Annotated in this window: 15 protein-coding genes and 2 pseudogenes; 7 read left to right on the forward strand and 10 right to left on the reverse strand. The window is 43.5% G+C overall.

Annotation, left to right across the window (positions count from 1 at the left end; all coding sequences use genetic code 11):
* The first annotated feature begins 48 nt into the window (after nucleotides 1-48).
* The 5 genes and pseudogenes from A0128_RS09400 to A0128_RS09415 all read left to right on the forward strand — a co-directional run bounded on the left by A0128_RS09400 (nucleotide 49) and on the right by A0128_RS09415 (nucleotide 9869).
* Complete coding sequence (locus A0128_RS09400) at nucleotides 49-5724, forward strand: alpha-2-macroglobulin family protein (protein WP_069607271.1); 5676 nt, start codon at nucleotides 49-51, stop codon at nucleotides 5722-5724.
* Nucleotides 5725-5730: 6 nt separating this feature from the next.
* Nucleotides 5731-7497 (forward strand): annotated as a pseudogene (pbpC, locus tag A0128_RS09405) (penicillin-binding protein 1C); the annotation flags it as partial.
* A gap of 51 nt (nucleotides 7498-7548) precedes the next feature.
* Nucleotides 7549-7812 (forward strand): annotated as a pseudogene (locus A0128_RS22545) (hypothetical protein); the annotation flags it as partial.
* Between the two features lie 60 nt (nucleotides 7813-7872).
* Nucleotides 7873-8670 (forward strand): AAA family ATPase, encoded by a 798-nt coding sequence (locus tag A0128_RS09410; protein WP_069607273.1) that lies wholly within the window; start codon nucleotides 7873-7875, stop codon nucleotides 8668-8670.
* 2 nt (nucleotides 8671-8672) lie between these two features.
* Complete coding sequence (locus tag A0128_RS09415) at nucleotides 8673-9869, forward strand: VWA containing CoxE family protein (RefSeq protein ID WP_069607274.1); 1197 nt, start codon at nucleotides 8673-8675, stop codon at nucleotides 9867-9869.
* On the opposite strand, the gene A0128_RS09420 is transcribed toward A0128_RS09415, so the two are convergent.
* The 8 genes from A0128_RS09420 to A0128_RS09455 form a co-directional block, all read right to left on the reverse strand.
* Nucleotides 9861-10781, reverse strand: coding sequence for a ketopantoate reductase family protein (locus tag A0128_RS09420; RefSeq protein WP_069607275.1), 921 nt, complete (start codon nucleotides 10779-10781; stop codon nucleotides 9861-9863). The two genes, A0128_RS09415 and A0128_RS09420, sit on opposite strands and share 9 nt — an antisense overlap.
* Before the next feature lies 1 nt (nucleotide 10782).
* Complete coding sequence (locus tag A0128_RS09425) at nucleotides 10783-10980, reverse strand: hypothetical protein (protein WP_069607276.1); 198 nt, start codon at nucleotides 10978-10980, stop codon at nucleotides 10783-10785.
* A gap of 76 nt (nucleotides 10981-11056) precedes the next feature.
* The gene (locus A0128_RS09430; RefSeq protein WP_069607277.1) at nucleotides 11057-11797 is read right to left on the reverse strand and encodes a SprT-like domain-containing protein; all 741 of its coding nucleotides are present in this window, start codon (nucleotides 11795-11797) and stop codon (nucleotides 11057-11059) included.
* A gap of 4 nt (nucleotides 11798-11801) precedes the next feature.
* A complete protein-coding gene (locus A0128_RS09435; RefSeq protein WP_069607278.1) occupies nucleotides 11802-13805 on the reverse strand; it encodes an ATP-dependent helicase in 2004 nt (667 codons plus the stop codon).
* Nucleotides 13806-13825: 20 nt separating this feature from the next.
* On the reverse strand, nucleotides 13826-14296 hold the full coding sequence (locus tag A0128_RS09440; protein ID WP_069607279.1) for an FKBP-type peptidyl-prolyl cis-trans isomerase: 471 nt from the start codon (nucleotides 14294-14296) through the stop codon (nucleotides 13826-13828).
* Nucleotides 14297-14415: 119 nt separating this feature from the next.
* On the reverse strand, nucleotides 14416-14763 hold the full coding sequence (locus A0128_RS09445; protein WP_069607280.1) for an LIC14007 family protein: 348 nt from the start codon (nucleotides 14761-14763) through the stop codon (nucleotides 14416-14418).
* 251 nt (nucleotides 14764-15014) lie between these two features.
* Nucleotides 15015-17393 (reverse strand): SpoIIE family protein phosphatase, encoded by a 2379-nt coding sequence (locus tag A0128_RS09450; protein ID WP_083244099.1) that lies wholly within the window; start codon nucleotides 17391-17393, stop codon nucleotides 15015-15017.
* Between the two features lie 83 nt (nucleotides 17394-17476).
* Nucleotides 17477-19486, reverse strand: a complete 2010-nt coding sequence (locus A0128_RS09455; RefSeq protein ID WP_069607281.1) for an NADPH-dependent 2,4-dienoyl-CoA reductase — start codon at nucleotides 19484-19486, stop codon at nucleotides 17477-17479.
* Between the two features lie 311 nt (nucleotides 19487-19797).
* On the opposite strand from A0128_RS09455, the gene A0128_RS09460 reads away from it, so the two are divergent.
* The gene (locus A0128_RS09460; protein WP_069607282.1) at nucleotides 19798-20334 is read left to right on the forward strand and encodes a DUF1564 domain-containing protein; all 537 of its coding nucleotides are present in this window, start codon (nucleotides 19798-19800) and stop codon (nucleotides 20332-20334) included.
* Between the two features lie 31 nt (nucleotides 20335-20365).
* Here the strand turns inward: A0128_RS09460 and A0128_RS09465 are convergent, their stop codons facing one another.
* Entirely contained in the window at nucleotides 20366-21880 is a 1515-nt protein-coding gene (locus A0128_RS09465; protein WP_069607283.1) for a 2-isopropylmalate synthase, read from the reverse strand.
* 110 nt (nucleotides 21881-21990) lie between these two features.
* On the opposite strand from A0128_RS09465, the gene A0128_RS09470 reads away from it, so the two are divergent.
* Nucleotides 21991-22320, forward strand: a complete 330-nt coding sequence (locus A0128_RS09470; protein WP_069607284.1) for a hypothetical protein — start codon at nucleotides 21991-21993, stop codon at nucleotides 22318-22320.
* A gap of 180 nt (nucleotides 22321-22500) precedes the next feature.
* On the opposite strand, the gene A0128_RS09475 is transcribed toward A0128_RS09470, so the two are convergent.
* A complete protein-coding gene (locus A0128_RS09475) occupies nucleotides 22501-23208 on the reverse strand; it encodes a queuosine precursor transporter (protein ID WP_069607285.1) in 708 nt (235 codons plus the stop codon).
* Nucleotides 23209-23233 lie beyond the last annotated feature (25 nt).

Genomic DNA, 23233 nt, shown 5'->3' on the forward strand with positions numbered 1-23233 from the left:
CACACCGAGGTTTTCTTTCCGAAACAAACATCGATTCGGGAGAAAACCTTGAGTTCTTTTGCAGTTCCCAAATTCTTATCTAAAACTTATTTCTTTATTTTTTTTCTATTGGCTACGAGCGTCAGCGCGCAGGTTCGAATCGAATTCAACCCGACCGGCGAAGTCAAAAAACCTTCTCAAATCCGCGCTCGTTTTTCGGAATCGATGATTCCTCTTGGAAATCCAAAATTCTCTTTGAACCCTTTTGAAATTCGTTGTCCCGTTACAGGAAGCGAACGTTGGGTGGATGATAAGAATTGGGTTTTGGAGTTCTCTTCTCCGCTTCCCGGCGGAGTGGAATGCAGTTTTGAAACCAAAAAAGTAAAATCGGTTTCGGGAACTTCTCTCACCGACGGAGAAAAATTTTCGTTTCACACCGGAGGACCCGAACTCGACGCTTCCGCTCCTTATGAAGGCGGGATCATAGACGAGGATCAAATTTTTATTTTGGATCTGGATTCGGAAGTGGATCTTTCTTCGGCGAGTGATCATCTTTACTTTATCACCGAAGGAATTCGAGACAAGATAGGATTTAGCAGAGTCACCGGATCCTTGGAGAAAGAACTTCTCAAAGCGAACTACAGAGAAGGCAAGGACGCACGAACCATTCTGATCAAACCGGATCAAAAGTTTCCGAGTGGCAAAAAAGTCCAAATCATTTTAGAACAAGGACTTAAATCCAAATCGGGAGTGGCAAGAAGTTCTACGAGAAAGATAGACTTTACGGTTCGTAAAGCATTCCTCGCAGAATTCAATTGCGATCGTGTCAACGCAAAGGCCGCTTGTATTCCTTCTTTGCCTCTGACTCTAAACTTCAGCGCTCCCGTTTCAGTGGAACTGTTGCGAAAGATCCAATTGCAGACCGCGGATGGAAAACTGATTCCCGCAAAGGTCGCTTCGGAGGAAGGCGGGTATGACTACGGAGTGAGTTTTCCTACACCGCTTTCTCCCAAAGCGAAGTTTCAGATTCTTCTTCCTTCCGGAATCAAAGACGACGCGGGAAGAAATCTTGCCAATCAATCTTCTTTTCCTCTTACGGTTTCAACCGATGATTATCCGCCGCTCTTAAAGTTTGCGGCGCGTTTTGGAATTTTGGAACGTTATCCGGAAGCGGTCTTACCCGTGACGATTCGAAACTTAGAAGCTGAGAATCCGGTTCGACTCTATCAAGTCAAAACGAGTCCCGATACTCAGGAAGTCATCAAACAACAGTTCGACAAGTTGAAAGAGAAGGGAAAAGAAATTCTTAACTGGGCCACAGGAAAGGACGAGAAAAACAACCAGACTCCTCCCAAACAATTTTCGGGAAAAGAAGTGATCCTCGGAGTCGGTCAGGTTTCTGAAATCATTCAGTATCTAAAAATTTTAGATTCTTTGGATCATAAGGATTCGATCTTTGATCCGAGCCGAAACCAACTTCCACCCGGAACCAACGAAATCAAACTCCAATCCAAGCACGGGGTTCGCCGTTTTGAAGTGGTTGGGATTCCCCTCAAAACTCCGGGCTTTCACGTCGTGGAAATGAAATCGGACGTATTAGGAAATTCTTTATTAGGAAAGAATCAACCGTTTTATGTTCGGACGGGCGCGCTTGTCACCAATCTTTCGATTCACTTTAAATGGGGAAGAGAATCCTCTCTCGTTTGGGTGACGAGATTGAACGACGCAAAACCAGTACCCGGCGCGGACGTACAAATTCTCAATTGTAAAAATGAAAAAGTTTATTCCGGAAAGACCGGTCCATCCGGAACTCTGATTATCAAAGGACTTCCCACACGAAGTAATGTTCCATATTGTTCTTGGAAACCCTATGAGAACGGACTTTTTCTCACGGCCGCATTTGAAGACGACTTTACGTTTAGTCATTCTCGCTGGCAAAACGGAATCGAAAATTGGAGATTCAATCTTCCGGGAGATTACGGAGCAAGTAACGTTCTCTTTCACCCGGTGATGGATAGAACTCTTTTCCGCGCCGGCGAAACGGTCTCGATGAAGATCGTTTCCAGGGCTAAAAAATCCAACGGTTTTGAAATTCCGGGCGCGAGCGAATATCCGAACTCCGTAAAAATCATCCATTCCGGAACCGAAAAAGAATATTCCATTTCCTTAAAATGGAATCCGGAAGGAACGAGCGCGATTCAGTTTAAAATTCCTAAAGAGGCAAATCTCGGAGTCTATCGAGTTTTGTTAAACGAATTCAGCGGAAAAAATCACGAAGGTCAAGTTTCCATCGGAGAATTTCGAGTCGAAGAATTTAGAATTCCCTTGATGAAGGCCGATTTTCAGACGAGCGGATCCAATATCGCTCCTTCCAAGATCGGAATTACCGGAAACGTACGTTATCTTTCCGGCGGTGGAGCCGGTAAAATTCCTGTCCTTCTAAGAACCCGAGTCCTTTCGGGAGGAGGAGTTTATTTTTCGGATTATTCCGACTTCTCATTTAGCAACGGTAAGGTGGCACAAAGATCCGAGGAGGAAGGCGAAATACAAAACGCCGGTTTTACAAAAACTCAACTTACCTTGGATGGAAAAGGTTTTTTTGACGCAACCGTTAAGTCGATTCCGGAATCCGATTCTCCACAAAGACTCGAAGCCGAGTTGGAATACAGAGATCCGAACGGGGAGATCCAAAGTGCGTTTCGTTCCTTTCCGATTTATCCTTCGGAATTTCATATAGGAATCGCTCCCGAAGGTTGGGCGGCCGTACAAGACGCGGTGAAGTTTAAAGTGGCGGTTCTCGACCTCAAAGGAATTCCCGTAGAAGGAAAGAAGGTCACGGTAAAAGCTTTTACAAAAAAATACTATTCCAATCGTAAGAGACTCGTTGGAGGATTTTACAGTTACGATCACAGATACGAGATCAAAGAAATCGGAGAGTTTTGTTCGGGCAAAACCAATACAAAAGGATTTTTATTTTGCAACGGATCCGTAAAAGAAACGGGAGAAATTTACTTTGAAGCTTCTTTGTCCGGAGAAGATGTAAAAGCAAATTCTTCGGTTTGGATAACGGGAAAGGAAGACCTTTGGTTTGCCGCGAGCGACCACGATCGAATGGATCTTCTTCCGGAAAAAAAAGAATACCAAGCAGGAGAAAAGGCGAGGTTCCAAGTTCGTATGCCTTTCCGAGAAGCGACGGCTCTGGTTACGGTGGAAAGAGAAGGGATTCTGACTTCTTTTACAAAAGTTTTAAGCGGTAAAGAACCGGTTCTCGAAATTCCGGTGGAGAATTCTTACGCGCCTAACGTGTTCGTATCGGTGCTTGCGATTCGCGGAAGAGTGGAGAATCCAAAGGAGACGGCCCTTGTCGATTTAGCAAGACCGTCCTTTCGTCTCGGCCTCGCTCAAATCCGAGTCGGATGGAAACCATTCGAGGTTCCGGTTCGAGTGGAAACCGACAAAACGGTTTACGGAACCAGACAAAAGGCAAAGGTCAAAATTCAGATCGAACACCCTTCTGCCCAAGTCAAAAAAGATTCAAGAATCACGTTAGCCGCCGTTGACCAAGGTTTGTTGGAACTGAAGTCAAACGATACTTGGGATTTACTCCGAGCTATGATGAAAGAAAGAGGAAACTCGGTGGAAACTTCCACGGCGCAACTGCAGGTCATCGGAAGAAGACATTTCGGTTTAAAAAGTCTTCCTCCGGGAGGTGGCGGTGGTGGAGCCACTACAAGAGAACTCTTTGATACGCTTCTTTATTGGAAGGCCGATCTCAAACCCGATGAGAATGGAAAACTGGAAGTCGAAGTTCCGCTGAATGATTCTTTGACTTCGTTTAAGATCGTAGCCATTGTTCATTCCGGAAAAGATAAGTTCGGCTCTGCTTCGACTCAGATCCAGACGACTAGAGATCTTCTTGTATATCCGTCTATCGCGCCGTTTGCCAGAGAGAAGGATCGTGTTCAGAGCGGCCTTACGATCAAGAACACAACGGATCGTACGATGGATTTATCGATCACACCGAAAACTTCTCCGGATCTCGGGCTGGAAATAAAAAATCTCAAACTGCCTGCGGGAGAATCCACCGTGGTTCAATGGGAGCTTGGAATTCCTACAAAGAAGAATGAAATCGTCTACGAGTTTCTCACAAAAGAAAACGGAGGAAGTTTTACCGATACGGTTCGTTTTCGTCAGAGGGTCGGCGAGTCGGTGCCGGTTCGAGTTTTACAATCCACATTTGTCCAAGTGGAGGCAGGAAAGTTAAGCATTCCGATTCAAGAAAATCAGGAAGCCATAGCGGGAAGTGGAGAATTGGAGATTAGCCTAAAGGCTTCGCTTACGGGAGGAGCGATTTTTTCCGCGAGAGAAGCGATGAGTCGTTATCCGTATTCTTGTCTTGAACAAAAACTTTCCAAGTCCATCGCAGCAGGATCTCAGAAAGATTGGGATCAGATCATGGATCAACTCAGTTCTTATATGGACGGAGACGGGCTCCTCAAGTTTTTTCCTTCTTCCTTATACGGAAGCGAAATTTTGACGGCTTATCTTTTGATTCTTTCTTCGGAATCCGGATATAAAATTCCGGACGCGACGAGGGAAACTTTGATCGAGGCTTTGAATCGCTACAGCAAGGATTTGATTTTTAGAAGCAGCTATGTTTCCAACACGGATACAAGACTTAAAAAAATCATAGTCCTCGATGCAATTTCGCGTTTCGTCGGTCCGAGCGATGAAAGTATTCGTGCCATACAAACCGATCCGAAAATTCTTCCTTCGGATATTTTGATCAGCCTGAGAAATATCTATTCCCGATCTAATTCTTTTAAGAATCAGATTCCGGCGATCGACGTTCTTTTGAAATCCAGATTTCGGATCCAAGGAACCTCTTATAACTTCGTGGATGAGTCCGGTCTTTGGTGGCTTTTGTCTTCGAACGATTCTACCGTGATGAGAACCATTCTTTCCGTCGTCAAAGATCCTTCTTGGAAAGAAGATCTTCCTCGAATGATACGAGGCGCGATTACGAGACAATCCAAGGGGAGTTGGGACATCACCACGGCAAACGCGTTAGGCGTTCTTGCGTTTCAAAACTTCTCAAAACAATTTGAAAAAGATTCAGTAGATGGAAACACAACCGTCTCCTTGGAAAATCAATCGAACACATTGGAATGGAAGAATAAAAAAGATCCCGCGACTCTATCGCTTCCGATGCCAAAGACGACCCAGACTCTTGAGTTTGTACAAAACGGAAACGGAAAACCGTATGTCGTGATTCATACAAAAGCGGCTCTTCCTCTCAAAGAAAAGTTAGAAAGTGGAATGAGACTCGATAAGGAAATTCTGGATGAATCCGGAAGTAAAAAAACTTCCTTCAAAGAAGGAGATCTCGTTCGGGTTCGTTTGAAAATTCAGACGGAATCCACTCTTTCTTGGGTTGCAATCAAGGATCCGATCCCGGCGGGTGCGAGTATTTTAGGTTCCGGATTGGGAAATGATTCTATAGCCGGAAGCGAACTCGCCACCAGAGGTGACTGGTGGTCTTCACCTACGTTTGTGGAAAGAAAATGGGAAGGTTATACCGCTTATTTCGAATATCTCCCGGCGGGAAGTGTGACTTTGGAATACGTCTATCGAATCAACCATTCCGGAAAATTTGTGCTTCCTTCCACCCGAGTCGAGGCCATGTATCTTCCGGATCAGTTCGCGGAAGTTCCGAACGCGGATCAAACCGTCAACAAGGACTAGGTAAGAATGTTTCGCAAGAATCTGCTGATATTTTACTCCATCAGTATATTCTTGTATTCGAATGTTCTTTTTTCGGAGGAAATTCCAACTTATGGCGAGGTCCGGAATTCGTACCGATCTTCCGATGGAACACTTTTGGATGTTTACGGAAGATTTTTGCAAACGATTCGGTTCGACGTAAAGGAACGAAAGCTTGCTTGGGTGGAAGAAGGGGAAATCCCGGAAACCTTGTTTCTGGCTCTGCTGCTTCAGGAAGACAAACGATTCTTTGAACATTCGGGTGTGGACAAAGTCGCAATCTTAGGCGCGGTTCGAGATCGGATTTTAGGAAATTCAAAAAGGGGCGCGAGCACGCTTTCCATGCAGCTCGCCGGAATTTTTCTGAAAACCAAGCCAGGAAGAAGAAGCTTTTTCGATAAATGGAACCAGATTCAATTTGCGAAAGAGATGGAAGAAACTTGGAAGAAGAATGAAATTCTTACCGCGTATTTAAACCTCGCACAATTTCGGGGAGAACTGAGAGGTCTTCGTTCCGCGAGTCGTGGACTCTTTCACAAAGAACCTTCTGCGTTAAGCGACACCGAATCGATTCTTCTTGTATCCATGCTTCCGTTTCCCGGAGCCGGCGCTGACGTTTTGAGTAGACGCAGTTGTATTCTTGCAAAAAAAATCCAAAGAGAAGATCTCTGTTTAACTTTTGAAAAAACCGCCAAGGTTGCCGTTTCTAAACCGACAGGACTTCGATCCACGGGTGGAATCGCGTATCACGCGGCACAAAAATTCTTTCGTGAAAATCCCGGATTCTTAGAAAAGAACGGAAAACAAAAAACGACTCTCGACTTTGATCTTCAGTGGAAGATTACAGAACTCGCGAAGAATATTTTAGACGGTCTTAAAAATCAAAACGTCGCTGAAACCGGGATCGTGGTTTTGGACAACGCTTCCGGCGCGGTCTTAGCTTACGTTGGAAATCTTCCGGAGAGTCGATCCTTTTATGTGGATGCGATTCAATCCAGAAGACAGGCGGGTTCCACGCTGAAACCGTTTTTATACGCGCTTGCATTTGATCAGTCCGTCTTAAAACCGAATTCGATCTTGGAAGACAGTCCGTCCGAATGGAACGCGGTCTCCGGCATCTATCGACCTTCCAATTACAGCGACACGTATCACGGCAAAGTGGAAGCAAAGTTTGCGTTGGCTTCTTCTTTGAACATTCCTGCGATTCACGTTTTGGATCTTGTAGGAGTTTCTACGTTCGTTCAAAGATTGCAGGAACTCGGAATCGAGAACCTGCAACGATCCGATTTCTACGGAGCCTCTTTAGCGCTCGGAACCGCGGACGTTACACTTTTGGAATTGACCAATGCCTACAGAACGTTTGCAAACGGAGGAATGTATTCTCAATCGACTTTGGTTCCTTCCATCGCAAGACAGACCTTTCAAGAAAGATACAAAGACGGAAATCATTGGAAAAAAATATATTCCAAAGAATCCGCGAACGCGTTAAGCGAAATCCTTTCCAATCGAGAATATCGTTCCCTTTCTTTCGGGTTAAACAATCATCTGAGTACTCGATTTTTTACCGCGGTAAAAACGGGAACCTCTCAGGATATGAGGGACAACTGGTGTATCGGATATTCTAAAAAATTTACTGTCGGTGTTTGGGTCGGGAACATGGACGGAAGTCCGATGTGGGACGTAAGCGGTGTCACGGGAGCGGCTCCGATTTGGAACGCGGTCATCCATCTTTTACAAGAAAGAGAAGGGGAGAATTGGAAACTTCCCTTAGAAGCTCAAAACGAAGCTCCTCTAAAAACCGCGTCTGATTCAAATCCAATTCCAAAAATTTTAATACCCGGAAGCGATACGATCTTCGCACTCGATCCGGATATTCCCGAAGGAAGACAAAAACTTCGTTTCACCGCTTCGGTTTTTGAAAACGGATTTCAGTGGATCTTGGATGGGAAAAATCTCAAAGAATCGCACGAGAAGGAAACATTTTGGAAACCGGAAAAAGGATTTCACATTCTTTCGCTTCAGGATCGGACCGGAAAAATTATCGACAGCGTGGTTTTTGAAGTCAGATAGTAAAAAGGTTTTTCTCTTGCCGAACCCGACCTTGACGTTAGAATCAATCCAAGACTTCTTATGAATCCACTGATAGACACATACTTACTTTCTCCTTCTCTGGAAGAAGCGATTCTCATGGCGGAGATCACTTCTCGACCTTTACTTTTAAAGGGAGAACCCGGAACCGGAAAGTCTCTCCTCGCTGAATACTTAGCCAAACATAGAAAACTACCGATCCATACCTGGCATATCAAATCGATCACACAAGCCAAGGAAGGTTTGTATTTTTACGACGCCGTTTCTCGTTTGAACGATTCTCGCTTCGCTGAAGATTCCGAAAAAGTGAAGAACATCGAAAACTACATTCGTTTGGGATCGTTAGGCGAAGCCTTTGACTCGGATCAGAAATCCATCGTTTTGATCGACGAAATCGATAAAGCCGACATCGAATTTCCAAACGATCTTCTTTTGGAATTGGATCGAATGGAATTCTTCATTCCAGAAATCCAAAAAAGGGTTCAGGCGAAACAACGTCCTCTTACGATCATTACTTCCAATAACGAAAAAGAGCTCCCTGCCGCGTTCCTAAGAAGATGCATTTTTCATTATATAGAATTTCCGGATCCCGAATTTATGAAAAAGATCATCCTTTCCCATTATCCGGGAGTGGGTCATACACTTTTGATCAAGGCTCTTGAGATGTTTTATCTGATCCGGAGAATGGACGACTTAAAGAAAAAGCCGGGAACGAGCGAACTTCTCGACTGGATTCAGATCTTGGTTCACCAAGGAGCCGCTTTAAAAGACGAGGTTCGAATTCCATTCTTAGGCGCTCTTATTAAGAATGAAGAGGATTTAAAGTTATTTAGGAATTAAGAATGTTTATTCCTTTCTTTTACAGACTAAAAAGCCAAGGAATTCCGGTAACCACCGGAGAATTTCTTGACTTTTTGAAAGTTGTGGATCACTACACGACAAATCAAAAAGCGTGGATTACCGTAGACGAGCTCTATAGTTTTTCAAGAACCTGTATGGTAAAGGATATCAAATACTTCGATGCGTTTGATCTCGTATTCTCCGAGATTTTCGGAGAAAAAGGAGCCTTACGTCCCGAATTCAAACAAGAACTTTTAGATTGGCTGACTCGGATTTTTGAAAATCCAAACGGACCGCCGCCTCCCTCCTTGATTTCACCGGATCAACTTTTCGAAGAATTAAAAAAGAGACTCGAGGAACAAAAGGGAGAACACCACGGAGGAAGCAAATGGGTGGGAACCGGAGGTTCGTCTCCGTTTGGGCACAGCGGTTCTAATCCGGAAGGTGTGAGAGTCGGAGGAGAAGGTGGAAACCGTTCTGCGATCTTTCAAGCATTAGAAAGACGTTATAAAGAATATAGAACGGACGAACAGCTCGACGTTCGCCAGATAAAAACAGCGCTCAAAAAACTCAGAAATTTTCGAAAGGAAGGTGTTTCCGAATTTCATCTTCCCAAAACGATCGATTCTACGTGCAGAAACGCCGGAGATATTCATCTCGAGTTTGAACGTTCTCGCAAGAACGGTCTCAAGGTTTTACTTTTGATGGATACGGGTGGAAGTATGACTTCCCACGCGGAACGGGTGAATAAACTTTTTTCGGCGAGTCATCAGATCAATCATTTCAAAGAATTTCATTACTATTACTTTCATAATATCATCTACGACGCAGTGTATCCGAAAGCAAACATGCGCACTCCGCTTTCGCTTCAAAGGGTTTTTAAAAAACACAGCGACGATACAAAGTTGATTGTTATCGGAGACGCTTATATGGCTCCGTATGAACTTTTAGATTCTTCTTACGGTTTTTATCACAGCCGGTTTCGTATGGACTTCCGACTTCCTGAAAATCCGGAATCGGGGCTTGATTCTTTAAAAAGAATCCGAAGACATTTCAGGGATTCTATCTGGTTGAATCCGGAGCCGAAAAAATATTGGGACGCTCCTACGATCAAAGAAATAGGAAATCAGATCCCAATGTATTTTCTTTCTTTGGACGGGCTCGAACAAGGAATCAAAAAACTTTTGAATTCACTTTGAATGACTTTTGAGTTTTAAAAGCGCATAGAGCGTCGCGATATGAGGAGTTTTAAAATGAAACTTTTCTCCGATTTTCAGGGCGTTGCCAAGGATGGCGTCGATCTCCATCGGTCTTCCACTTTCAAAATCCAAAAGCATACTCGTCTTATACGGTTTCATCGACTCCGTCATCTGAATAAAAGTTTCAATCTGTTCTATGGGAACCGCAGCTCCGTCTAATTCGGAAAGTTTCTGGACCTCGTACATGATCTCGATCACGAGAGAACGACTGGAAGGTTCGGCAAGGATTTGAGAAGTATTTTTACCTCCGGAAAGAACGCTGATCGGATTGAAGGGCGCGTTCCACATCAGCTTCTTCCACCTTGCTTGGCGGATCTCATCCGTCCTTTGTGTGGGAACTCCTCCTGTTTCAAAAAGTTTTACGAGTTTGTCCGCAAGCGAAGAAGTAGGATTGCGATTCCAAGAACCGATCGTAAGATCTCCGTAATCCAGGTGATGAATTTTACCGTTGTCTAAGCGGTTTGCGCAGACAAAAGCAAGACCGCTCAAAATTTCGTTGGATGGATAGAGAGAAGCAATCGGTTCTTCGATTCCGATTCCATTTTGGAGGAGTAAGATCGGAATGTGTTCCGGAATAGAAAAGCCTAAGATCGTTTCCAGGCGCACATCGGGTAGACATTTGAGGCAGTTAAGAATGAGATCGTATTCTTCTAAATTTTTGGGGACCTCCTCAAAGACGAGGTTCGGTTGATACTCGAAGTCCCCCCAATGACTCTGGATTTGAAATCCGCTTTCTTCGAGTTCCAATGCGTTCTTACGAACCCAAAAGTCGAGAGTACAACCTGCCTGTTTGAGTTTGCCGGCGTAAAGTCCGGCGATTGCCCCGGAACCTAAAACTAAAATTCGAAACAAATCATCCCACCTGAGAAAATTTCTTTTCTATCTTTTTAAGAATTTCTGTGATTGCTTGCACATAACCGTCGTAAACGCCGCGATCGTATTCGTTTAGAGCTCGATAGTTTAGACCTTGCATCTCTTTCAAATGACTTCGAAGCTCTTCGTCGATGTAATTTTTGCGGACATAAAGCGTCTCAAATACTTTCGGATGCATTCGGTTCCCTCGTTTGTAAGGTAAGAATCAAACTTTACACCGGATTCCAAGTCTGTAAACATTCAATTTTTGAAAATTAGAGATTTATGGATTGGTGATATTTGGACTTGAGCCATTGATTGGCCCTCAAGTAGTCCGGATATTTCCTTTCCAAGGCTCGAAATTCTTTTCCGTGGATCACATTTTTTCCGTTTTTTCTCGTCGCGGGAAGGTAAACGTGTAAAAGTTCGTGAAATACGATGTATTCCAAAACAAAAACGGGAACGATCTGCCTTCCTAAAATCGGATTGATGACGATCATTTTGTGAGAAGGATCAAAATGACCCAATCTCGTTTTGGAATTTCCTTTTCCCCAATAGATTTCGATATCCGAAAGATCGACTCCGAGATACGTTTCGTTGATTCTGTGGAGCATCTCTTTGAGAATCGCGTTTTTAGAGTCGGAGGATTCTATTCTTTTTTTACGCTTGCTCCTTTCCAATTTTTGCTTGGAATGAATTTCGTAGAAATTTTGAATCCGCTCTTCGATCGTCTTTGGAATCGGGAGTTTGAGAAGTTTGCAAAGAAGCAATTCAACGACAGTCTCCAGAGAATCCGATTCTAAATACGCCGAATGGATTTTAAACTCCAGAACCCCCGAGGAGATTCGGATCGCACTTCCTAAGTTTGCGTAAGGGTAGAATTTATAACGAACCTTTTTTCCATGTAAAATTTTTCCGCCTCGAACATTCAAGAATTCGAATACTTTGTTTTCAAGAAGAGCCTGAGTTTTATCCAAAGACGGTTTTGATTTTTGTTTTTCAAATGCCAAAATCATAGGATCAGTTTCCGAAATAGTCTTGGATTCTGGAAAACGATTCGGAAACGTTTTTCCCGCCGGCGGAGCCGGCGCTTGCACCGAGTTCCGATTTGGGAACCGATTTTGTGGAAACAAGTTTGAGTTCATAAACCTTTTCCGGAGAAGGGATTTCGCTTAAGAAACGCGACAACTTCGTATAATAAGGACCGGATCTGGATTGAGCCAAAGAAGGCCTTGTAAGATAGAGTTCTTTTCTGGCACGGGTAATCGCCACGTAAAAAAGTCTTCGCTCTTCTTCCGTGTCCGTGTTTCTGCTGGAGGGAAAAGAACCTTCGGTCGCGTTCAAAACGAATACGAGATCAAACTCCAGACCTTTCGCGGAATGAACCGTAGAGAGGTTTAAGAGATCGGTTTCCGAATTGTCCGGATTGATTTTTTCCAAACTCAAAGAGGCGTGATCCATGGTTAGGTCTGAGAGAAAATCGGACAAAGAAAAATACTTCAAAGCAAATCCAAGCACGGAATCCAGATCTTCCGATCTACGTTTGGAATCGTCGTAATTTTTTTCCAAAAGGACTCGGTAGTAATCGATAAAATCGGATGTGATCGTTTTTACTTCCGATTTGGACTCTGAATGTTTTTGATAGAGATGATAAAGTGGTGAAAGATATTTTTTAAGATTGGAACTCGTTTCTTCCTGGAGCGCGTTCATCTTTCCGGAAGAACTTCGAACCTTTTCTAAGATTTCGTTTGATTTTGCGTTTCCGATTCCTGGGATCAATTTTAAGACTCGAATCCAAGAGACGGAGTCCAGAGGATTTATGAGAAGTTTTAAGAAGGAAAGTAAGTCCTTGATATGCGCGGTTTCGATAAATTTTCTTCCGCCGAATTTAACGAAAGGGATATTTCGTTTTGCTAATACGAGTTCGAGTTGATTGGAATTCCAACCCGCGCGAAAAAGAACACTCATCCGTTTGAAAGGAATTCCTTCTTCTTTTTTTTGGAGTAGGATTTCGGCGATCCCTTCCGCTTCTTCCAGTTCGTCCGTAAATTGAAGCACGGAAGGAAGAGGCCCGTTTTCATTATCGGTAAATAAGAATTTTTCGTATTTTTCGGAAAAATTTTGAAGCACTGCGTTTGCGAGGTTGAGAATCGCAGGTGTACTTCGGTAATTCTTCTCTAAAAAAATGGTTTTTGTATTTTCAAATATTTTAGGAAAATCTAATATTCCTCGGACCGTGGCGCCGCGAAACGTATAGATGCACTGCGCGTCGTCTCCGACCACCATAAGATTTCGGTGTTCCGCCGCGAGAAGACAGGCAATATGGGCTTGAATCTTATTCGTATCCTGAAATTCATCCACCATGACAAAACGATATCTCTCGGAAAGGGCGGAACGAACCCCGGAATGATTTGCGAGCAGATCCCGTGTGAAAAAAAGAAGATCATCGTAATCCAAAAGGGATCTTTCCTTTTTATAAATTTTATAATCTTCGAAAATTTGTATGATATCGTTCGATCTTTGTAGGAAAGACGGATAATCTTTTTCTAATATATCCGAAAGGATTCTTCCCGTATTTTGAATTTCGCTGTGGATTCCGACAAGGGTTTCGTTGGACGGAAAACGGGTCTTTGTCTTTCCGAAATCTCTTTCGCCTCTTAAAAACTGAAATACGTCTAAGGAATCGGCTTCGTCTAAGATTGTAAAATCCGAGGAAAGTCCAAGGACGGGCGCGAACCTTCGGAGCACGGAGCTACAAAAAGAATGAAAGGTTCCGCCTTGGACTTCGCCACAACGCGCGTCTCCTAAAGAAGATGCTCTGAGAATCATCTCTCTCGATGCTTTTCGTGTGAAGGTAAGAAGTAAAATGGAAGAGGCGGGAATTCCGGAAGAAACCAGCTGTGCAAGCCGGCTGATAATGGTTTTTGTTTTACCGGTTCCGGCGCCCGCTAGGACGAGCACCGGTCCGTCCTGGGTAAGGACAGCTTCCAATTGAGCTGAATTTAATTCTTCCTTCCAGGACATGAATGTTGGGGAACGATCTCCTAGTGGTGGTGATGTCCACCTTCTCCGTGAACGTGTCCGTGAGAAACCTCTTCGTCGGTTGCTTCCCGAATCTCAGTAAGTTCTACGTCGAATACGAGGTTGATACCCGCGAGAGGATGATTTCCATCGACGATGACGGATTCGTCTTGGAGTTCGGTGATTGTAAAAACTTTGTCCGGTTCGTCGGTTTGAAACATCATTCCAACTTGTAGATCCTCGTTCGGAGGAAATTGTGATCTCGGAACATCGAAGATCAAATCGGGATCTTTTAAGCCGTAGGCATTTTCTGCTTCTACACTGATTCTTTTTTTCTCACCGGTTGACATCTTTTTCATTTCCTCTTCCAGCCCAGAAATAATATGACCGACGCCCTCCATATAAGAAAGGGGTGCCTTGCCCTCGGAAGAATCGATCAGATTGCCTTCTGTATCGTGAAGGGTGTAATGAAAAGTAATCACTCTAGTTTTCATGGATAGCTCCAAATAGGATAAATTCAAAATTCTGGCAGGAATCGGACGTCAGAAAAATACCGGAATCTAAGTACTATTCAGGCTAAATTGTGCGCGGTTTAACTCAATCAGAATTTTATTCAGAATTCCGATTCATACTGAAAATCCAATTTGGTTTGTTCGTATTCTTTGAGAAAGGTTTCGATTCGATTTGATAAAAAGAACCAAGAGTCTTGGGTAAATGTTTCTCTGAATCTTTCGGAGAATCTTAGATAGCTATTTTCCGCGATTCGACTGTCGCCGGTATGATCCAAAAGAAGTGTATAGGAAATCAGAAGAACATTTTTTTCTAAACTGTAGGCAATGGATTTTTCCAGAACCTTTTGCGGTTCTTGGACGGAGATCTTTCTTTTGAGTCCGTTCTTGGTAACGAATAAAGGAGGTTGTTCCACTCTGAGAGAAGTAAAGGCGCCGGAATAGATTTTCATATTCATAAGTCCACCCAAGGAATAAAATTCCGGGGATGAATCCGAATTCCCGATTTACAAAAGAGGAATTGGATTCTACCCCAGCAAGCGAGCTGGCTTTAGACGGCAATCCAGTGAACAGGAGATTAGGAGACTGATTCACTCGGTTCATACCCCAGAAAAGTGCTCGAATCTTTCCCAAAGAATGAATTAATTATGACTTATAATATAGAATTGAAACAATTACAACAAATAATTCTTTGAAAGACGTTTTATGAAGCTTTTTTTCTTTCTTTGCCTCCAAATTCCGACCTCTTTTCCGTGGAAAGTTTTGTGACTGCCCGAGAAATTCCGGTCTCGGGATTTTTCAGAAACAAACCTTCCGACCGGAGAGTTATCTTTTCCGAGAAAAGTCGAATGAGTTTGAAATTCTGGGTTTTCTTTGCCAAAAGGAGACAGATCTTCGCGAGCTGAAAATCTGCAGGGCGGAGAATCGAAGCTTTCGCGTAGAAAGAAGCAGCCCTTTGCAATTCCCCTCTTTGAATCGCCTCCTTTCCCTTTCGAATATAAGAGTCACTTTCCAAATAGGAATGAATTTCGATTCTTCCGGCGGTTCTTTGTATTTTCAGAAAACTCAGATCGTCCGAGAGTTCTCCAAAACTTCGGATTCTATTCTCCAAAATTTCAAGACTCGGTACGGAATCCTGGACGGTTTTGAGAAACAGTTCCGGAGAAGAAGTCTTCTGCTTTTGAGAGGGATCTGTTTCCAGAGGGAGAAACAAATCCTCGCGTCCGTCGGAACCAAAGAGAATCGTATCTCCCGACAAAACGGAAAAATGTAACACTTGCACCGGAAGTTCCGAATTCGGAAATCCAATCTTTCTAAGAATCAAATCCTCCGAAAGATAACTTACCCGTTGATTTCGCAAGAGTACGATGGGCGGGTGTTCGCAATTGAGAAAAAAGAGATCTCCTGTCTCGATTCTATACAAGGAAAGAATGGATGAAACGAGCATACTTCCGTCAAAAGATTCGAAAACGGCTTGAAGATTTTTATAAAGCAGAAAAAGCCAATTCTCAGGACTTCTAAATTCGTAATCGGGCGTTTGTAAAAAGCTTTTTACAATGGAACAAAAGATCAGAGCCCCGCTTGCTCCTTGGAGAGATTTTCCCATTGCGTCGGCGTTGATCAGAACCTGATATTCGAGTCCGGAAATTAAAACAGTTTCGTTTAGAACCACGTCGCCTCCGATTTCATAGTTTCGATTCTTAAATTGAAATCGTTTGTATTGTTTTCTGTAGACTTCGATGTTTGCCGAATCACTTTTAACTTCTTTGGAAAGAAAGGGCTGAAAGAGAAGGGTGATAAGAAAGTAATCTCCGTCTTGTTGTTCTTTTAGTATTTTGATTTCTTGAAGACTCTGCGTTAGTTCCTTTGTCCGCTTGCGGATTCCTTCTTCCAAAACGAGGTTCCAGGTCTTAAGTTTTTCCTTCATTCCTACAAATTTATCAGCGAGAATCAAGGTTAGAAAGAATAGGAAGCCGCTGACTCCAAAGCCGGAAAGACGAATCATCGAAAAATTTCCTCTTTCTGAAAGTGTGTCGATTCCGACGCAAGCAACGAGAAAGAAAATTCCAAAAAGAATTCTTCTAAAATCCTTTCTGTTTTTGAGGTTGGGAAGAATCAGTTTGAGAGAAAGCCCGACATAGCCGACCCAGAGCGTTTGATGAAAGATACGATTGGTCCAGTCCAAGTCGGATACGGTTGGCAAAAACCAAAACACAACTCCGAGAAGAATGGAAAACATTTCTAAGATTTTTTGGAACCGATTTCTCTGCTTTCGCAATATCGCGGTAAGGAATCTACAAAAAAGAGGAAACAAAAAGACTAAAAAAGTATATTCTAATTTCTTTAAGTATAAAATTTCCAATCCGGTGAGATATTTGAATTCGCTCAAGGAAATCTGATAGTACGAAAAGAAAATGAGAAAGAGGCCGAAATAAAAATTCTCGTTTTTTAGTTTTTCCCTCAGAGAAAGAAACAAAAAGAATCCTCCGATCAAAAGAAAAGAGGAGAACAAAAGAAGTCCTCCTATCTCGGAGAAATAAAATTCTTTCCAAATGGCGACCGAAGGCCCGACGCTGATCGGACCGGAAAGGATTCCAAACTCGTATTCGAAGTACGGTTTTACAAATACTTCTACTGTGTTTTCCTCTCGGACAATCGACTGCGGAATTCTATAGATTCGAGTTCGATCATAACCTTGAGGAATCGAATTTTGATACTGAGAAAATAATTCTTCCGTTAGTTCGGTTCCGTTCAAAAAGACCCGGGCCTGATCCGAGATCTTTCCTAAACAAAGACTTTGAAAGTGTGGTTCTTCTGAGGATTTGAAAAATTTCTTTCTTAGTAAAACGCCTTCGTTTGGCGATTGAATCCATTTTTGAAGGTTGGAGGGAACTGGGACCGTCTTTTTGGATTTGCGATTTGGCGCTAAGGCCAAGGAAAATTCTTCCGTGTTCGTTTCGATTTCCCAATCTCCCGAAAGATCGAGGACCGGATCCCGGTTTGTCGCCGGTTGGAATTCCGGTTCGCAAGAAAGGAAAAGGACGGAAAGAATGATGAGAATAGGGCTGAATTTTGAAGACAAGCGATTCTCCTCCTAACACAAACGGTTCTTCGATGTGTTCGGAGGAGAGCGTGAGATGAGAGAAATTCTAAAAATTTTTCGTTTTAGTTTACTCCGATAGTGAGTGCGGCTTCGAATCCTTCCAACATCGCGCGTTTTGCGTCGATCCCGGAAGCGTCCTTTGCTCCTCCGATGAGGAACGTCGGAATATTCGAAACCTTTTGTTTGAATTCTTCGTAGAGAGAAACTTCACTCAACTGACCCGCACAGAGAATGATCGAATCACACTCGATCGTCACAGGGCCGTCCTTTTTAGTTTCTACGACGAGACCCTTGTCGGTAACTTCCTTATAACTGAGAGAAGTATAAAAACCGACTTCTTTTGATTCTAATTCTTGGAGAAGGGCCCAAGCAGTTGTGGCGCCGAGTCCTGAACCGATCTTTCCCGATCTTCGGAAGATGGAAACTTTACGATCCGATTTTTCGGGTTGGATCTGCGCTTTTGTATAAGACATTACGTTGTATTTATGAAAGTAAGAATCGATCGTTGGCGCTTCTTCTTCGGTGAGTTTATGGGCGACGTCGCATCCGATTCCTCCGCCTCCGATGACGGCTACTTTTTTACCGGGCGTAAATTTTCCGGAAAGATAGTCCGCGTAAGATGCGGTTTTCTTTTTTTCAATTCCGGGAAGGGAAAATTCTCTCGGTTTGACTCCGGTTGCAAAGATCACCGCGTCCGGCTTGAGGGCGAGAATGCTGTCTAACGTTGCTTGGTGACCGAATTGAATTTCCACTCCGAGATTTTTGAGCTCGTTTTTAAAGTAACGAATCGTTTCAAAGAATTCCGATTTACCGGGGATTTGTGCTGCGAGATTGAGTTGTCCGCCGATCTTATCCGAAGCTTCCAAGACTGTAACCTTGTGTCCACGGATCGCGCTGATTCTTGCGGATTCGAGACCGCCAGGTCCAGAGCCGATGACGACTACGTGTTTCTTTTCCGCATTCTTCCATTTGCTGATTTCCAATTCGCGGTTTGCGGATGGATTTACAAGACAAGAAACCATCTGCTCTTTGAAAGTATGATCTAAGCAGGCTTGATTGCAGGCGATACAAGTATTGACTCTTTCTTCCTGATCGGCTTTGATTTTGTTGAGAATATCGGGGTCCGCTAAAAAAGGTCGCGCCATACTCAAGAGGTCCGCTTCGTGATTCTTGAGAATCCGAGACATGGTTTCCGGCATGTTCACTCGGTTGGACGCGATGATCGGGATGTCCTTGACTTTTTCTTTGATCTTTCCTGATATTTTCGCCCAGGCTCCTCTTGGGACGAGCATCGAGATCGTTGGAATTCGAGATTCGTGCCATCCGATTCCGATGTTCAATGCATCGGCTCCGTTTTCTTTGAGTTTCTCGGCGAGTGTAACGACTTCTTCAAAGGTTGGGTTACCGGGGATGAGATCGATTCCGGACATACGGTAGACGACGGGATAATCCTTTCCTACTTTTTTGCGGACGTTCTTCATCACTTCGATCGCGAAGTTCATTCTCTTTTCGGGAGTTCCTCCGAAGAAGTCCTCTCTTTGATTGGTAACGGGTGAGAAGAATTGGTTTACTAAGTATCCTTCGCTTCCCATGATTTCGATCGCACCAAATCCCACTTCTCGGGCTTTGACTGCCGAATCTCCGAAATCTTCGATGGTTCTCCACGCTTCCTCTTCCGTAAGGGCTTTCGGAATAAAACGATTGATCGGCGCTCTCAGAGGGGAAGGAGCTACGAGTTCTCTGTGATAGGCATATCTTCCCGCGTGGAAGAGTTGGGCGCAGAAGACTCCTTTCGGTTTGAGCGCGTTCGCTACGATCGAGAGTTCTTTACAATCTTCTTCTTTTTGAAAGTTAAAGAAGATATTGGACCCTTTTCCTTCGTGATTGACGGAGATTCCTCCGGTGGTTATAAAACAAGCCCCGCCGTCGAACCTTCTTCCGTAGAAGGCAATCATTCTTTCTGCGGTCATTGGCATTCCTTCAAGTCCTAAGTGCATGGATCCCATGATTACTCTGTGAGGAAGGGTGATCGAACCGAGTTGGATCGGTTGAAAAATTTCTGAATATTTCATAACTAACCTTTGTATAGGGAGGAAGATCTTTGGTTTCTACCTTGAAAAGGGACCTATAATCGGGCAAGAGAATTCTTTGGCGGAAAAAATACTTAGTTTGCGATCAAACTAAGTTGCGAACTGTGTTCGGAAATATTACTTTTAGAGAAGGAATTGGATCTTCTTTCTTCTATTTTTTGGGTAAGAAAAGCGGCGGGTTCTTTTGCTTTTTTATTTTCTAAGAATTCTTCGGATCCGATTTTTTTTGAATTTTTCAGTTCTTTTTAGGTGAATTATCCTCTGAGCCGAGATTTGGAAGAACCGTCCCTTGTATGGAACTTCTTTCACTCAATTCTCAGGAAAAAATTAATTCGGTTTTGATAGAAGGGGAAATGGGAACGGATTCGATTCTTATCCCATTCTCGCGTTGGAATGATTTGGATTTGAAAGAAAGGAGAATTCTTTCGAGGAAATTACCTTATCTTCTGAGAAGATATACGAAGTATGCCTCTTCTATGAAGAGGCTTCACTGGAGGGCGGGAAAGGTTAAATACAATCGGGGCGTTGGAAAGATGAAGAAGATGAGTATTCGGGTAAACACTGGCGCTTGGGCGATGCTGGGGGCTTTGGCGGCGGCACACGGAGTGTCACGTTGTTTTCTATTTAATTATATGCTCTGGTTGGATGATATTGGAGTCGGGGATTCTATCGTAGAAACTTTAAACCAAGGAGTTCCTAGGTTTCACGGGATTTACAGAATGATCTGGACTCTAAATTTAGAGAAAAACCGAATCTCCAGAGAACTCGACTTCGAACCCAACCCTTTAATGGGCTTCTCCCCCTTCGGTTTTCATACGATTCCTTCCTAAAAAGGATCTCCGAAAAACACATTCAAAAAAACTAAAGTCGGTTGAGGGCCGAAATATAAGCTCGGGAACAAGCCTCTATAATATCAGTAGAACTCCCTTTTCCAACAACCCTCTCTCCCTTGTATTCCAGAGTTACGGAAGCCTCTGCCATGGCATCCTGACCCTCGGTAACTGGAGAAATAACGAGTCTGGAAACTTCAGGATCCATCCCCGTAGTTTTTTGAATCGCTTTATAGATCGCATCGACAGGTCCATCCCCGGTAGCGGATTCTTCTCGAACGTGACCGTCTATGGAGATTCTCACACCTGCGGTCGGAGTACTTTTGGTGCCCGTAGAAACCGTAAAACCTTCCAGTTGATAACGATCCCCAGTGGACTTTCTTGTCTCATCCGAAAAAAGGGCGCGAATGTCTTCGTCATAGATCTCTTTTTTTCTATCAGCGATTTCTAAAAATCTCTGATAAGCGGCTTCCAATTCTTCCGGTTGCGGAGAAAAACCGAGCTTAACGATTCTATCCTTGAAACCGGCCCTTCCACTGTGTCTTCCTAAAACCATTCGATTAGAAGAAAGTCCGACCGTTTCGGGTTTCATGATCTCATAGGTTTCTCTGTGTTTGATCACACCGTCTTGATGAATACCGGATTCGTGAGCGAATGCGTTGGCTCCGACGATAGCCTTATTGGGTTGAACAAGCATTCCCGTGATTGTCTTTACGAGATAAGAAGCTCTTGCGATTTCTTCCGTCTTGATTCGAGTCTGAATTCCTAAAGTATCTTTTCGAGTTCTCATCGCCATCACGACTTCTTCCATAGCGGTGTTTCCGGCTCTTTCTCCGATTCCATTGATCGTACATTCGATCTGACGAGCTCCATTTTGAACGGCCGCAAGAGAATTTGCAGTTGCCAGTCCAAGGTCGTTGTGACAGTGAGCGGAGAAGATGGCTTTCTCGGCGCCCCTAACATTCATAATCAAAAATTTGAATAGGTTTCCGTATTCCGCCGGCGTCGTATAACCGACCGTATCCGGAATGTTGATGGTAGTTGCGCCGGCTTCAATCACTGCCTCGCAAAGTTCTCTTAAGAATTCCGGTTCGCTCCTGGTTGCGTCTTCCGGAGAAAACTCAACGTCTTCCACAAACTCTTTACAAAGTCTGACGGCTTCGATCGCCATCTTCAGAACTTCTTTGGGTTCTTTTCCCAATTTGAATTTCATGTGAATCCGAGAAGATGCTATGAATGTATGAATTCTTCTTTTTTTTGCCGGTTGAAGGGCTTTCGAGGCGGATTCGATATCGGCTCTCATGGCTCTTGCGAGGGCCGCGATGATCGGTCCTTCCGTTTCTCTTGCAATTCTTTCTACCGCTTGAAATTGAACCGGGGAAGAAACGGGGAAACCCGCTTCAATGATATCGACTTTCATCGTTGCGAGTTGCGCGGCGATCTCGAGTTTTTCATTCTCAGTCATCGCGGCTCCGGGGCATTGTTCTCCGTCCCGAAGAGTAGTATCAAAAATTCGAACGTAATCTTTCTGATCTTCTGTTGCCATCTTTTACTCGCAAAAAATTCTTCTTCCAATATTTTCGGTTTTACTCTTTAGACAACCAATTAAACAGGAAGAATCCGCATTCTTCCTCTTCGAATGTAATTTGAAAAACTATGATCCAATTCTACGCTTCTAATTTTCAGTCTTCCGATAGCTCCGTCTCGGCAAATCTCTACTCGGAGCTTTTTGGTCTCAAAATCCGCAAAAGTTCTAAAGTTCATTCCGAACTTTTCTGGGAGAATGGAGCCACGCTCATTTTTAGCAAGGAATCCAAAAATTGTCCTGTCAGCGCCGGAACCTTGACCTTTCAGATTTCAAAAAGCGAATGGGAGAATTTTAAGATTCTTCTTTTGAGTCGCGGGTTTTCTCTGGAAACTCAAGATTTGAAATATGTTTCCGTTTTGGATCCTTGGAAGAATCGAATCTGGTTTTATTTTGAGTGAGTTTTTTTGTCTCTAAAAAGTCGCGATTGGATTTCTGTAAAAAATTCTTATCCTCGTAAGGATATAAAAATGGGGAGAATCGAATTCAATTTTTTGAATTTGGATTGGATTCTTCCGTGAAAACCTCTTTTCAAAGGGCTTCGAGTCGTCCGAAAGAAGAGATTTTAAGTCAAAGGTTGTTCAACCCGGTGAAATCGGTTCCACATCGGATCTGCCTTCTTTTGTCGCGGCCAAAATCATCTTTTCGGCTTCCGCTCCCAAATACCAATCGATGAATTTATGAGCTCCGTAGATAAGCGGGGTAATAGCAACGGCAACTCCACATTTGTAGATAAAGTTATTCGTAGAAATTTGATTCAATTCTTCAAAGCTCAGCTTTCCACCGCTCAAGGCGATATAGATCACCACAAAGGAATCCACGAGTTGAGAAACGATCGTAGAACCGGTCGCACGAAGCCAGATATATTTGTTCTTGGTTTTAACTCTTAGAAAGTGAAAGATCTGAATATCAATGAGCTGACCGACCAGATAAGCTACGATCGAACCTATGATGATCTTTCCCGAATTCCCAAAGACAATATTGAAGGAATGATCGTCTACCGGAGAATTGGCAGCCGCTGGAATCCGCATATCCAACATCAATAGAAAATACGCCACAAAGATCATGACCATTCCAACGAGAGTCGTAAAACGCACACCTTTACGGCCGTAATATTCGTTTAAAAGATCGGTTACGATAAACGTCACAGGAAAGGGGATTACTCCCATCGTGAGCGTAAATCCGAAAGAGACAAAAAGTTTAGAACCCGTTACTTCAGCAAGAATCAGAAACGTGAGAAAGAATGCGTTTAAGGCGATAAATAATTTCAGAGGTTTCGAGAGAGGCATAAGCGGTTTTTTCCGATGCTATTGG

Origin of the sequence: Leptospira tipperaryensis, assembly GCF_001729245.1 — a bacterium.
Classification (GTDB): Bacteria; Spirochaetota; Leptospiria; order Leptospirales; family Leptospiraceae; genus Leptospira; species Leptospira tipperaryensis.